This is a genomic window from Pseudonocardia halophobica (assembly GCF_027922425.1).
GTDB lineage: Bacteria > Actinomycetota > Actinomycetes > Mycobacteriales > Pseudonocardiaceae > Pseudonocardia > Pseudonocardia halophobica.
In genome coordinates, this window is the sequence record NZ_BSFQ01000003.1 from 43,449 (window position 1) to 57,208 (window position 13,760).

Genomic DNA, 13,760 nt, shown 5'->3' on the forward strand with positions numbered 1-13,760 from the left:
CGATGCGCCAAGCGGACGCAGCGTCACCAGGTCGAGGTGTCCAGTCCGAGCGGAGAGATGTCGAGGTAGACGTGGTAGTGGGTGATCAGCCCGGCCTGGTCGAAGCGGAAGACCGCGGTCGCGGGGGCCTCAAGGACACGGTCGGGACCGCGGTAGGTCATGTCGATCTCCGCAACCGCGACGTCCGCCTCGGCGTCGACGAACACGGTGCGCAGGTCGTGGAGAACCTCCGGGGCCACGGCGCGCAGCCTGCGCCCGACGGCGAACAGCGCCTCGTCCCCGCGGCCCGGCTGTGAGTTGCCGAACCGGAACTCGACCTCACCGGTGAACAGGCGACCGACGGACGCTCGGTCCGAGGCGTCCAGCATCCGGTAGAGTTCGGTGATCGTTGCACGGTGATCGGCCATGGTTCCTCCTGGTGTGGACGGGTGGATCAGACGGCCCGGGAACGGCCCGCCCAGTAGGGGTCGCGCAGCTTCCGCTTGAAGATCTTCCCGGTCTCCTCGCGGGGCAGGCGGTCGTGGAACTCCACCCGGCGCGGGACCTTGTAGGCACTGAGCACGCGGCGGAGACGCTCTTGCACCTCACCCTCGGTCAGGACGACACCGGGCACGAGCTGGACGGCGGCCACGATGGACTCGCCGAACTCCTCGTCCGGAACGCCGAACACGGCACAGTCGGCGACGCCGTCGAGCAGGATCAGCGCGGCCTCGATCTCCGCGGGGTAGATGTTCACACCGCCCGAGATGATCATGTCCCGCTTGCGGTCGGTCAGGAACAGGTATCCGTCGGCGTCGACGTAGCCCATGTCGCCCAGGGTGATCAGCTCGCCGCGGGCCACCTCCGCCCGCTGGTCGTCGCGTCCCAGGTAGGTGAAGTCCCCGTAGAACCGGTTGCGCGCGTAGATCTCGCCGACCTCGCCCGGCGGCACAGGGGACCCGTCCGCTCCGACGAGCTCGAAGGTCAGCCCCTCCAGCGGGCGGCCCGCGGTTCCCGGCTTACGCAGCCACTCGTCGGACCGGCAGAAGAAGGCGCAGCCCATCTCCGTCCCGCCGTAGGTCTCGTTGATCACCGGGCCCCACCAGGTGATCATGCGGCGTTTGATCTCGACCGGGCACGGCCCGCCGGTGTGGGTCACCGATCGCAGCGTCGACACGTCGTAGCGGTCGCGGACCTCCTCGGGCAGCGCGAGCAGCCGCACGAACATCGTCGGCACCATGACGATGTCGGTGATCCCGTACTCCTCGATCGCCGCGAGGACCCCCTCGGGATCGAAGCGCGACTGCATCACCAGCAGGTCGGCGCGCGCGAGGGCACGACGTGCACTGGAGTCCGGCGAGGAGTGGTACAGGGGTCCGAGGACGAGGCCGCGGGCGCCCGGACCCATGCCGAAGATCATCTCCTGCGCGGCCGTGAACCCGTCGAGGATCGCCCCGTCCATGGGGTAGCGGTAGACGCCCTTGGGTCTCCCCGTGGTGCCCGAGGTGTAGATGATCGCGCCCAGGTTGCCGTCGAACGTGCCGTCGGCGGGCTCGTGGGCGTCGACCGTCGCCGCCCACGGCCGCGCGCCGGGGATCTCGGCGAGGGCCCGCCGCTCGTCGGGACACTCCCCCGGTGCCCGGCCCTCGACCGGGACCACGAGGACGGGCACCGGTGGCAGCACGGACGAGGCCGCGAGCAGCAGATCGGCGTGGCCGATGACCACCGCAGGCGCGCTGTCCCGCAGCAGGTGGTCGAGCTCTTGGGGGGTGTTGTGCCAGTTCATCGGCACGCTGAACCGCCCACTCAGGCCGGCTCCGATGGTGGCCTCGAGGAAGGCGAAGTCGTTGCGCAGCAGGAGTCCGACGGTCTGCTCGGGGCCGACACCGAGAGCGTCGAAGGTGGTCGCGGCGCGTGCGCCCCGCTCGCGGACCGAGTCGCGGGAACGCCGCCGCCCGTCGATCACGACGGCGTCGGTCAGGGTCCGGGACGGCTCCATCGCCGCGCTCCTTCGGTCGGCGGGGCGCTCAGGCGCCCCGGAACACCGGCGGGCGGCGCTCGCGGAAGGCCGCCACGCCCTCGGCATGGTCGGCCGTGCCGGTGAGCACGCCGACCGAGTCGATCTCACGTTCCATGGCCTCGGCGAGCAGTCCGCGGATGGCGTCGTCGACGGCCCGTTTGGTGAACCCGTGGGCCATGGTCGGCCCCTCGGCGACGCGCCGCGCGACGGTGTAGAGCACCTCGTCGAAGCGGCCGGCCTCGGCCACGCGGGTGACCATCCCCCACTCCTGTGCCGTCGCGGCGGGGACCCGTTCCCCGAGCAGGGACATCTCCAACGCCCGGGTGCGCCCGACGACCGCGGGCAGCAGGGCGGTGAGCCCGCCGTCGGGCATCAGGCCGACGTCCCGGAAGGCCAGCAGGAAGTAGGCCGACTCGTCCGCCACGACCAGATCGCACGCCAGCGTGAGCGCCACCCCGACACCGACGGCGGGCCCGTTCACCCCCGCGACGACGGGCTTGCGCAGCCTGCGCAGCGCCACCACCGCCCGGTGTGCCGCCTGGAGTGTGGCCTCACGGCCGGCGACGGGGCCCGCGGCGCGCCCGTCGGCGGTGTTGCCCGAGTCCGCCTGGAGGTCCGCTCCCGCGCAGAACGCACGGCCCGCACCGGTGAGGACGACGGCGCGCACGGCCGCGTCGGCCTCGGCCTCCTCCACCCGGTCGCACAACGCGTCGAGCATCGGGGCGGTCAGGGCGTTGAGCCGCTGCGGCCGGTCCAGGACCAGACGCAGCACCCCCTCGGTGAGCTCGGCCCGCAGCTCGGTCACGCGACATCGTCCCGGTAGAGGAAGACGATCTCCGCGACCATGGCCGGCTTCGGCGCTCCCTCGATCTCGATCGTGACGGACGACGTGACCCGAAGGCCCGCAGCCGTCTCCTGCCCGTCGACCACGCCCTCCCGCAGGCGGATCCGCGAGTCGACCGGTACCGGGCTGAGGAAGCGGAGCCGGTTGGCGCCGACATTCAGAATTGACTGGGCCGCGACCTGGTAGACGGAGGGTTGCAGGGTGCCCAGCAGGGAGAAGGTCAGCATCCCGTGGGCGATCGTGGTGCCGCCCGGCGCCTCCCGCGCCGCCCGCTCGGGATCGACGTGGATCCACTGGTGGTCACCCGTCGCATCCGCGAAGCGGTCGATCACGTCCTGCGTGACGGTGAACCAGTCTCCGGGGCCGAGTTCCTCTCCCGCGGTGGCGACGAGATCCGTCGCCGAAGCGAACATCCGCGGCCCGCCACCGTCACCCACGTGCACTCCTTCGTCGTCCGACGGCGCTGCTCCGCGCCGGCCCGCTTACGATAAGTACGGATCCATCTGAGATCAACCGACCAGTCGGACGGATCACCTGGCGGCCGGTGCCAGACGGACGAGTGCAGACGCCGACACGCCGGCGAGCAACAGCAGCACGCACACGCAGACCCCCAGCACCGCCTCGCCGACCGCCTCGTAGACCAGCGCGGCCAGGAACGGAGCGAAGCCTCCGACCAGGTTGCCGAGCTGGAAGCCGAGCGAGATCCCGGAGTAGCCGACCCGGCTGTCAAAGGCCTCGGCGAACATCGCAGGCGTGGGCCCTTGGGTGAGCGCGTACCCGATGCCGTACGGGACCAGGTACGCCACCAGTACAACCGGGAGCAGGCCGGTCGACACGGCCGGAAGGAAGCCGAGCGAGAGCAGCGCCCACACCGCGATCCCGGTCAGGAAGACCGCGCGCCGGCCGTACCGGTCGGACAGGGCCCCCGCGAGCGGCACCATGACCAGCTGCAGCACGTTGCTGACCAAGATCGCCAGGAGCACCTTCCAATGCTCCACACCCAGCCCGCCCGCGAAGCTGATGCTGTAGGTGATGGTCACGTAGGTGCCGACGGAGATGCCCGCCATGACCCCGGCCGCCAGCAGGATCTGCCGCGGATGGCTGCGGATCACGGCGCGCAGCGGTGCAGCCGGGACGTCGTCCGCCTCGACCGTCCGCCGGAACTCCGGGCTTTCCTCGACCCGACGCCGCACGACCAGCCCGATCACCACCAGGACGGCCCCGAGCCAGAACGGGATCCGCCAGCCCCACGACTGCAGCTGCGGATCGGGCAGTAGCGCCACCAGCAGGAACGCCAGGTTGCCGAGGATCGAGCCTGCGGAGAGCCCCGTCTGCGGCAGGCTGGCGAAGAACCCGCGCCGCTGCGGCGGCACGTGCTCGAACGACATCAGCACGGCACCGCCCCACTCGCCGCCGTAGGCGAGGCCCTGCGCCAGGCGCAGCAGGACGAGCAAGGTGGGCGCCCAGAAGCCGATCGTGCCGAAGGAGGGCAGGCACCCGATCAGCACCGTCGCCCCACCCATCATCAGCAGGGTCGCGACCAGAACCTTCTTGCGGCCGATCCGGTCCCCGAGGTGGCCGAACAGGATCCCGCCCAGCGGGCGCGCGAGGAAGCCGACGCCGAACGTGGCGAACGAGGAGAGCACCCCGACGCTCGGACTCACCGCAGGGAAGAACACGTCCCCGAAGACCAGCGCGGACGCCAGGCCGTAGATGGTGAAGTCGTAGAACTCCATCGTCGTCCCGACGATGCTCGCCACCGCGACCCGCCGGGCGGCACGCCGCACCGCGGGCACGGCTGCGCCTTCCGTATCGACCTCGGCCATTGCCAACCTCCTTGTGGACAACCGACCAGTCGGACGATAAGCAGTGGCGCCCGGATTGGCTACATTTCGCGAGGAAAACGCGACCTCCCGCACCGGTCCGCGATCGGACGGACGGCAGGGGAATCAGGTCGTCGCTCCTGCCGGCAGACCCAGCTGGGACGCAGCGCCGGCGATGACCGACGCGATCCTCTAGGAGGCCGAGCGCAGCGAGGTGCGTCCGCAGTCCCTCCTCGCCGCGCTCTCGGCGGCGGCGGCCCCTCGATGTCGTGGGTCCGGGACAAGGCGAGGACGCTACTGGGAGCACGGAGATTCTCACCGGCTACGGCATGACCGAGTCCGGCGCCGGTCTCACGATGAGCCGCCCGGAGGACGCGACCGAGCTGATGTCGACCACCGTCATGCAGCCGAAGATGGCTGGCCGGTCCGGGGTGGCGGACCTGTCAGTGCTCGCCGTGTTCACGACGATCGACCTGGCCACAGCCGAGGACCTCCCCGGGGGGGCGAGGGCGAGCCCGTCGTGTGTCGCCCCACGCTGCTGCCCGGTTTCCGGGAGAAGCCCGACGCGACCGCCGCGGTGTTCGACGGGGCGTGGCTGCGCAGGTGCCCCTCCGCGCCCGCCCTACCCCGCCCGGGTCAGGCGGGCGCTCTGCGTACCGTCGCGGCGGGCACCCCGTTCGACGCAGCGCGTCGCGCAGGGGCCGATGGCCCAGACCCTCGCCCTCGGGCTCAGCACCCGCACGCCGATCATGGACCCGACGCGAACGGTAGCGTGGCCGGGGGCCCGCGGCGTGCGGACCCTCGCCCCGGTCCGTCCGGGCGACACCATCCACGTCGCCGGCATCCGCACCCTCCGCGCCCCTTCGCCCTGCCGGGCGAGCTTGTGGTCGAGCTGGACTACGCCGTGTGCAACCAGCGGGGACGAGCTTGTGACGACAATCGTGAACGTGCTGTGGGAGAAGGAGGAGCCGTGACCGTCGTGCTCGTTCACGGAGTACCGGAGACCACCGAGATCTGGGACGGCGTCCGGGAGCGGCTGGACCGCGACTCGGCCGTGGTCGCCCTGCCGGGCTTCGGGACCGAGCGGCCGTCGGGCTTCGACGGGTCGAAGGACGCGCACATCGCCTGGATCGGCGATCGCCTGGCCGAGTTCGACGAGCCGGTCGACCTCGTGGGCCACGACTGGGGCTCGATACTGGTCCTGCGGGCGGCGACGGCCTTCCCGCAGCGGGTCCGCAGCTGGGCGGTCGACATCGCGGCGGCTTCCCACCCGACGTACGAGTGGCACCGCTTCGCCCGGCTCTGGCAGACGCCGGGAACGGGCGAGGACTGGGTGCGGGACACCCTCGCCGAGTCGACTGCGGGCCGGGTGCCGGCGTTCGTCGACTCGTTGACGCAGCTCGGCGCCACCGCCTCGGACGCGCGTCTGATGGCCGAGCACTTCGATGCCCGGATGGGTGCGGCGATCCTGGACCTGTACCGCTCGGCCGTGCCGAACGTCCACGCCCACTGGGGTATCGCGGACCCGGGCGGGACGGCCAGGCCGGGTCTCGTGCTGGCGGCGACCGCGGATCCCTTCGACGATCGGGCCCGCGCCGACGAGGTCGCCGCCGCGCTGGGCGCGGAGCTGCGCGAGCTGCCCGGGCTGAGCCATTTCTGGATGTCCGAGGACCCGGCGGCGTCGGCTGCGATGATCGACGACTGGGTACGGACGAGGGAGCTGTCCTGACCGGACCGGGCGGGAAGGTCGCGCCGGTCACCGGCGATGAGGGCGCAGCACGCCTCGGGCCGGCCGGCCCGAGGTGATCGCCCTCGTCGTATCCTCCGGCCTCCCCCGCCCGTGGCCGGCTCGGACCAACTCGTGGACGGTGGCTTCGCCGCGCGACAGCCCTATCGCCAGTTTTGTATCCATGTTAAATTCGGGCCCCCGCGCAGTACTCACCCGGAGGTCCCGACGATGTCGTCGCCGCACGCCCCCACGTCCGCAGGCCCCGCCCTCGCGGAGCTGCCCGCCGACACGTCGGTTCCGCTGGTCGACCTGACCGTCGGCAGCCTGCTCGGTCTGCGCGCCGAAGCCCACCCCGACCGGATCGCACTGATCGGCACCCGGCACGGGTCGGGCGAACCGCGTCGGCTGACCTACGCCGAGCTCCACGCGGAGGCCTGCCGGGTCGCCACCGCGCTGTCCCGTCTCGCCGCACCCGGAGACTTCGTCGCGATGTGGGCGCCGAACGTGGTCGAGTGGCCGCTCGTGCAGTACGGGGCAGCGCTGGCGGGGGTCACGCTCGTGGCACTGAACCCCGTGCTGCGCGGTGCGGAGCTGGAGTACTGCTTGCGGCACTCCGGCGCGACGGTGCTGCTGCACGCCGACCTCAGCCGGGACTACGACATGGCGTCGGTCGCCAAGCAGATGGGCGCCACCGTCCCGGGCCTCACGGTCGTCAGCCTCGGCGAGACGCCGCGGTGGCGCGCGGATGACGCCGATCCCGCGGTGCTGGCGGCCGCCCCGACCGATCCGGACCGGCCGGTGATGTTGCAGTACACGTCCGGGACCACCGGTCGTCCGAAGGGTGTGCTGCTGCGCCACCGTTCGCTGGTGAACGTCGCCCGGCTCACCCTCGAGAACGTCGGCGTCGAGCCGGGCGCGGTCTGTGTCAACCCGTTGCCGATGTTCCACACCGCCGCCTGTGTGATCGGAACGTTGGGTCCGCTGTGGGTGGGCGGCACCGAGATCCTGATCGAGCAGTTCGCCCCGGGCCCCGTGCTGGAGGCGATGCGGCGCGAGTCCGCCACCGTGCTGTTCTACGTTCCCGCGGTGCTGGGCGCCCTGCTGGAGGTCCAGCGCACGTCGGGCGTACCCGCGCCGCGACTGACCACGGTGCTGGGGGGCGCCTCCAACGTCCCGCCCTCGATGATCGAGGCTGCGGAGCAGGTGTTCGGCGCTTCCGTGATCAACCTGTTCGGTCAGACGGAGTTGGCTCCGGTGCTGACCGCGACCCGCCCCGGGGACTCCCGGGCAGACCAGCTGCAAACCGTCGGCCACCCGCTTCCGCAGGTCGCCGTGAAGATCACCGACCCGACGACCGGCGAGATCGTCCCGCTGGGGGTGTCGGGCGAGATCTGCGCCCGCGGCTACCAGCAGATGATCGAGTACCTGCACGATCCGGCCGCCACCGCCGCGACAGTCGACGCGCAGGGGTTCGTCCACACCGGTGACCTCGGTGCGATGGACGAGCGCGGTTACATCCGGCTGACGGGCAGGCTCAAGGAGCTGATCATCCGCAAGGGCGAGAACATCGCGCCCGCGGAGATCGAGTCCTGTCTCGTCGAGCACGAGGCGGTGCTCGAGGCGGCGGTGTTCGGCATTCCGGACGAGCGCAGCGGCGAGATCGTCGGCGCCGCTGTCCGGGTGCGGGGCGAGCGCCCCGGCGACCTGAGGGCCGCGCTGGTGGCACACTGCCGCGAGCGGCTGTCGCCCTTCAAGGTGCCCGAGCGGTGGTTCGTCACCGAGGAGTTCCCGCTGACCCCCACCCAGAAGGTACAGAAGTTCCGGATCGTCGAGCAGGCGACCGGGGGCCGACTGGAGGAGCTGGCATGACCCTGCATCCGAGCGCGTCGGATTTCGCGACGGCGTACTCCAAAGCCTGGTTCGGGACGCCGGGATAGCTGCTCGCGTTCTTCGCGGCGGACGGTGTCTGCACGGACGTGGCGATAGGCACGGTCTACACCGGGCACCAGGAGATCGCGCGGTTCCACCGCTTCATGTCGCGCATCGCCCCCGACTCGGTGATCGAGTTCGGCCACGCACGCCGCGGCCGGAAGGCTCTACTCCGAGTGGGTGTGGTCCGGCACGGTCGGCGGCCCGTTGCGGCTGCGCTCCGGTGCCCTGGTGGATGTCGGCTCGGCCTCCTTCTCGGTGCCCGGTGTGGTGGTGTGCCGCTACCGCGGAGACGGTCTGTTGACCGCTCACCAGGACTTCTGGGACCTTGCAACCGTCCTGGACCAGGCGGGTGTACCGGTGGGCTGACCTCGCGCTTCCTATGATGTCGGCGTGGGGAGGGAGACAGCGGGCTCGGCGAGACCGCACCGGGAACGAACCAAGTCCGTCGTGACCCGCGCCCGCATCCTCGACGCCGCGGCCACGATCCTGACTGAACGGGGTTACGCGGAGACCAGGATCGGGGACGTCGCCGATCTCGCGCAGATGCAGGGCCCCGCGCTCTACTACCACTTCGCGTCCCGGGACGACATGATCGAGGAGGTCATCGCCACCGGACAGCGTGCCGTGCTGGCGCACGTCCAGGAGGCGCTCGCGCGGGTGGGCCCGGACCCCGAGCAGCGGCTGCGAGCGGCGGTGGCCGCCCACCTCGACTACGTGCTCACGACGTCGTCCTACGCGGCCGCCTCCATCCGCAACTTCGCCCAGCTGCCGCCGGACGTGCAGGAACGGCAGGTGGCCCTGCGCCGGGAGTACGGCGCGGTGTGGCGGGAGCTCTTCGCCACCGCCGCGACCGCGGGATTCCTCAACCCGGCGCTGGACGTGCACGCCGCACGGATGTTGGTCATCGGCGCACTCAACTGGACGTGTGAATGGTGGGATCCGTCGCGCGGCAACCCCCGGGACCTGGTGGCCGCGGCGCAGGCGTTCGTTCACGACGCACTGACCGGCCGTACCGACGTGGCGCCGGGCGAGTTCCCACCGATCGCGCCTCCCGCGGCGGCGACTGCGGTCGGCGAACGGAAGTCGGTGCGCAGCAGACGGCGGGTGCTCGAGGCCGCCGCGGCGGTCCTCCGACGGCGGGGATACGCAGGCACGCGATTGACGGACGTCGCGCGGGAGGCCGGCATGCGTGCCGCGTCGTTGTACTACCACTTCCCGTCACGCGAGGACCTGATCGAGGAGGTCGTGCGGACCGGGGTCGTGATCACCCAAGCCCACGTGCTGACCGCGCTCGAGACGTTGCCGGCGACGGCGTCGCCGCTGGACCGGATCGACCGCGCCGTCGAGGCCCATCTTTCCTTCTGCCTGTCGTCGCCGGACTTCACCGTGGCCACGATCCGCAACACGGGTCAGCTCCCGGTCGAGATGCGCACACGACAGCGTGCCGCCGAGGCCGAGTACGGCGCGGTCTGGCGAGACCTGCTCGACGCCGCGACCCCGTCCGGCAGCCTGGGTGGCTCCCCCGACCTGCACATGGTGCGGATGTTCGTGCTCGGCGCGCTGAACCAGACCGCGGAGTGGTCCGACGCGCGCCGCGACCCGGGAGTGGTGGTGCGGACGGCGCGTGCCATGGTGCGCAACGCCCTCGCGCCGCGCTCCCGGGCGCTGCAGGACGGAGTCGAGATGCGCCCGACGTTCCTCCCACCGAGCGCCTGACGGGCGGGGCCGACACGGTCGACCATGCCTCCGCCGTGCAGGCCGCCAAGCCTTCCTTCGTCGACCTCCCGGCAGCGGGCGGCACGGCGGGTGTTCGCTGAGGACCTCGGTGCCGAGACTCGCCGCGGTCACGTGTTCGCCCCGTCACATGGCTTTTGACCCTCCCGCACACTGCCGGTTAGAGTCCCCGGAGTCGACCGACTGGGCGGTCGAAAATCGCAGGCGATGGCCTTAGGAGCCCGTGCTCCGGACCGGACACCGGCCTCGACCGGTTCAGCCGCGGTCGCCTCCGTGGGGTCGACTGCTCGGCGCCGTCGTGCTCGGCGCCGGGTTCCGCCGCGCCACCTGACACCCGGAGGACCTCGTGCCCGACGCCGTGATCGTCGCCGCCGCTCGCTCGCCCATCGGCCGCGCCCGCAAGGGTTCGCTGAAGGACATGCGCCCCGACGACCTCACCACCCAGATCGTCCGGGCCGCCCTCGACCAGGTCCCCGGCCTGGACCCCTCGGAGATCGACGACCTGCTGCTGGGCTGCGGGCTGCCCGGCGGCGAGCAGGGCCACAACCTCGCCCGGGTCGTCGCCGTCCAGCTCGGCCTGGACACCGTTCCCGGCGCCACCGTCACGCGCTACTGCTCCTCGTCAGTGCAGACGACCCGGATGGCGTTCCACGCCATCCGGGCGGGCGAGGGCGACGTGTTCGTCTCCGCGGGCGTGGAGACGGTGTCGCGCTTGGACAGGGGCAGCTCCGACGACCTGCCCGGCACCCACAACCCCCTCTTCGCCGAGGCGGAGGCCCGCACCTCCGCCATCGCCGAGTCCGGCGCCGAAACCTGGACCGACCCCCGTGCCGACGGGGAGCTCCCCGACGTCTACATCGCAATGGGCCAGACGGCGGAGAACGTCGCGCGCATCCTCGGCGTGACCCGCGAGGACATGGACCGCTACGCCGTCCGGTCCCAGAACCTCGCCGAGCATGCCATCGCCGACGGCTTCTACGCCCGCGAGATCACCCCCGTCATCCTGCCCGACGGCACCGTCGCGAGCACCGACGACGGCCCGCGCGCCGGCGTCACCTACGACGCGGTCTCCCAGCTCAAGCCGGTCTTCCGCCCCGACGGGTCCGTCACCGCCGGCAACTGCTGCCCACTCAACGACGGCGCCGCCGCCCTGATCGTCATGTCCGACACCAAGGCCCGGGACCTGGGCTTGACCCCGCTGGCCCGGGTGATCTCCACCGGCGTCACCGGCCTGTCCCCGGAGATCATGGGCTACGGCCCGGTCGAGGCGTCCAAGCAGGCCCTCGCCCGGGCCGGCATGACCATCGACGACGTCGACCTCGTCGAGATCAACGAGGCCTTCGCCGCGCAGGTCATCCCCTCCGCGCGGGACCTGGGCATCGACCCGTTCGGCGACAAGCTCAACGTCCACGGTGGAGCCATCGCCGTCGGCCACCCGTTCGGCATGACCGGCGTCCGCATCACCACCACGCTGCTCAACGGCCTGCGCGCGAAGGACAAGAGCATCGGTCTGGAGACCATGTGCGTCGGTGGTGGGCAGGGCATGGCGATCCTCTACGAGCGGCTCAGCTGACGCGATGCAGGGCGACGTGACGAAGGAAGGGGTGGGGTCATGACCGGCGGCGGAATGGACGACCAGCTGCAGGAGAGCTTCCTCGAGGTCATGGCCGGGGTCTGCACACCGGTCACGGTCATCACCGCGCTCGACGGGGAGCGTCCGCACGGCACGACGGTCAGCGCCTTCGCGTCCCTGTCGCTGCAGCCTGCGATGGTGATGATCGCGCTCGACGAGCGGTCCGACCTGCTGGCGATCGTCAGGCGCGAGGGCAGGTTCGGCGTGAACGTGCTCGCGAGCGAGCAGGCCGGGCTCGCCTCCCGCTTCGCGGCCAAAGGTGTCGAGAAGTTCGACGGCGTCGAGTGGACGGCCCGGGCCGGACTGCCGAGTCTCGAGGCGGCGTCGGGGTGGTTGGCGTGCGAGACCAGCGACTTCGTCGCCGGTGGTGACCACACGGTCGTTCTGGGGCGGGTCGTCAACGCCGCAGCCTCGATGGCCAGTCCCTTGATCTATCACCGGCGGGTCTTCGGCACTCACAGCGCCCTGGGCGCCTGACCGAGAGCCGCCGCCGGAAACCCGCCGGCATCGATCGAAGAGTGTCCATGGAAACCCAATCGAGCCCGGCGACGATCGGGAACGCCCTCCATCCGTGCGCCGACGTCGTGCTCGACGGTTCTTCGCCGGCGCTCTGGGTCTCAAACCGAAGTTCGTCGACGCGGAGCGCTACGCGCTCTGCATGCCGGCGGAGTGACTCTGGCGATCGCCGGCGCGGAGGAGCAGATCTGTGCCGGCCCGGTGGCGTCGTTCAAGGTCGCGGACGTCCGGCGGGCCTCGACGAGGCCGTCGCGCTCGGCGGCGAGGTTGTGCCGGAACCCGAGGAGGGCCCGCACGAGGTGCGGGCGGTGGCTCGAGACCCGTGGCAGACAGCTTCATCCTGTATGGTCCACGCTGACTCCCTCCGCCAGGCTCCGTCGGGATCTCCGCCGCGGCCGAGGGCGCCCCGAGGTCAGCTCGCGGTCGGGATCGGCGTGGCGATGTCGCGGAAAGTGTCCACCACCCGCAGCTTCGGCAGCACCTGCTCGGTGTACACGTCGAGGTTCCGACGCGCCACCTCCGGCGGCATCCCGCCGAAACCGAGCACGTTGACCACACCGCCGGCGTCGAGCATGCGCACCCGCTCGACGGTCTCTTCCACCAGGGACTCCGGCGTCCCGCTCATCTGCAGGTCGGCGAGGAACCGGTTGAACTGCGACAGGCCGTGCCTCTCGATGTTGCGGCGCAGCCCGGCGTAGTACTCGTAGCCGTTCACCTGCTCGAGCCGCGGGTTGGTGAACTCGTAGTGGTCGATCGTGGAGCGGGCGTAGGCCACGGCGTACTCGTCGTGTAGCTCGCGGGCCCGACCCGCGTCCGGGTCGACGGTGGTGAAGTTGACCAGCACCGGCTGCGGGGGTTCGTGCCCGTTGATCTCACGGAAGAGCTCACGGTACTCGGCGGTCTCGGTGACCGTGGTCTTCCAGGGCTTCTGCGCGATGAGCATGAGCCCGAAGCCGAGGCACGCCATGATCTTCGCGGACTCGGGCGAGACCGCCGACGCATAGGTGCGCCCGCGGAAGGTGGTGAACGCCGGGGGGTGCAGCTCAGCGCGAGGCTGCCGGTAGAACTCGCCGTCGTACTCGATCGCGCCGGTCTCCAGCGACTCGGAGACGGCGGTCGCGTACTCGACGAAGCGCTGCCGTGACTCCCCCATGTCCAGCCTGAAGTTGTCGAACTCGATCGAGCCGAGACCCCGGCCGAGCCCCATCACCACGCGGCCCCCGGACACCGAGTCCAGCCAGGCGATCTCCTCGGCGACCCGGACGGGATCGTGCCACGGCAGCACCATGACCATCGTCCCGAGCCGGGCGCGACGGGTGCGTCCCGCCATCCAGGTCAGGAACTGGGCCGGGTTCGGCATCATGTGGTAGCGGGTGAAGTGGTGCTCGGCGGTCCAGATGGACTCGAAGCCGCGATCCTCGGCCTCGTCCGCCATGGCCAGCTGGTCCCGCAGGACCGCATGGTCGTCCCGTTCCGGCTCGAGCCCCTGGAAGAACACACCCATTCCGACGTGCACGACTGACCTCCCCGATTTTCGATCCTTCGTTTCT

General features: G+C 71.2%; 12 protein-coding genes. 6 read left to right on the forward strand and 6 right to left on the reverse strand.

Annotation, left to right across the window (positions count from 1 at the left end):
* Positions 1-23: 23 nt before the first annotated feature.
* From PKE99_RS04610 to PKE99_RS04630, 5 genes are all read right to left on the reverse strand, one after another.
* On the reverse strand, positions 24-407 hold the full coding sequence (locus tag PKE99_RS04610; RefSeq protein ID WP_037043768.1) for a nuclear transport factor 2 family protein: 384 nt from the start codon (positions 405-407) through the stop codon (positions 24-26).
* Between the two features lie 26 nt (positions 408-433).
* On the reverse strand, positions 434-1,978 hold the full coding sequence (locus tag PKE99_RS04615; protein ID WP_037043765.1) for an AMP-binding protein: 1,545 nt from the start codon (positions 1,976-1,978) through the stop codon (positions 434-436).
* A gap of 28 nt (positions 1,979-2,006) precedes the next feature.
* Positions 2,007-2,804, reverse strand: coding sequence for an enoyl-CoA hydratase (locus PKE99_RS04620; protein ID WP_037043763.1), 798 nt, complete (start codon positions 2,802-2,804; stop codon positions 2,007-2,009).
* On the reverse strand, positions 2,801-3,280 hold the full coding sequence (locus PKE99_RS04625; RefSeq protein WP_269322973.1) for a MaoC family dehydratase: 480 nt from the start codon (positions 3,278-3,280) through the stop codon (positions 2,801-2,803). Before PKE99_RS04625 ends, PKE99_RS04620 begins: the two co-directional genes overlap by 4 nt.
* A 93-nt stretch (positions 3,281-3,373) precedes the next feature.
* On the reverse strand, positions 3,374-4,669 hold the full coding sequence (locus tag PKE99_RS04630; RefSeq protein ID WP_051737178.1) for an MFS transporter: 1,296 nt from the start codon (positions 4,667-4,669) through the stop codon (positions 3,374-3,376).
* A gap of 967 nt (positions 4,670-5,636) precedes the next feature.
* Between PKE99_RS04630 and PKE99_RS04635 the strand changes: the two genes are divergently transcribed.
* The 6 genes from PKE99_RS04635 (at position 5,637) to PKE99_RS04660 (ending at position 12,171) form a co-directional block, all read left to right on the forward strand.
* Positions 5,637-6,395 (forward strand): alpha/beta fold hydrolase, encoded by a 759-nt coding sequence (locus PKE99_RS04635; protein ID WP_037043760.1) that lies wholly within the window; start codon positions 5,637-5,639, stop codon positions 6,393-6,395.
* A 132-nt stretch (positions 6,396-6,527) separates the two neighbouring features.
* Positions 6,528-8,264, forward strand: coding sequence for a class I adenylate-forming enzyme family protein (locus PKE99_RS04640; protein WP_231498144.1), 1,737 nt, complete (start codon positions 6,528-6,530; stop codon positions 8,262-8,264).
* A gap of 240 nt (positions 8,265-8,504) precedes the next feature.
* Complete coding sequence (locus PKE99_RS04645; RefSeq protein WP_037043757.1) at positions 8,505-8,693, forward strand: hypothetical protein; 189 nt, start codon at positions 8,505-8,507, stop codon at positions 8,691-8,693.
* Positions 8,694-8,774: 81 nt separating this feature from the next.
* Entirely contained in the window at positions 8,775-10,043 is a 1,269-nt protein-coding gene (locus tag PKE99_RS04650; RefSeq protein WP_051737175.1) for a TetR/AcrR family transcriptional regulator, read from the forward strand.
* A 364-nt stretch (positions 10,044-10,407) separates the two neighbouring features.
* Positions 10,408-11,634 carry an acetyl-CoA C-acetyltransferase gene (locus PKE99_RS04655; protein ID WP_037043756.1) on the forward strand — a complete coding sequence of 409 codons (1,227 nt, stop codon included), beginning with the start codon at positions 10,408-10,410 and terminating at the stop codon, positions 11,632-11,634.
* Between the two features lie 39 nt (positions 11,635-11,673).
* Positions 11,674-12,171 carry a flavin reductase family protein gene (locus tag PKE99_RS04660; RefSeq protein ID WP_051737174.1) on the forward strand — a complete coding sequence of 166 codons (498 nt, stop codon included), beginning with the start codon at positions 11,674-11,676 and terminating at the stop codon, positions 12,169-12,171.
* Positions 12,172-12,622: 451 nt separating this feature from the next.
* Here the strand turns inward: PKE99_RS04660 and PKE99_RS04665 are convergent, their stop codons facing one another.
* Positions 12,623-13,726, reverse strand: coding sequence for an LLM class flavin-dependent oxidoreductase (locus PKE99_RS04665; protein WP_037043754.1), 1,104 nt, complete (start codon positions 13,724-13,726; stop codon positions 12,623-12,625).
* Positions 13,727-13,760 lie beyond the last annotated feature (34 nt).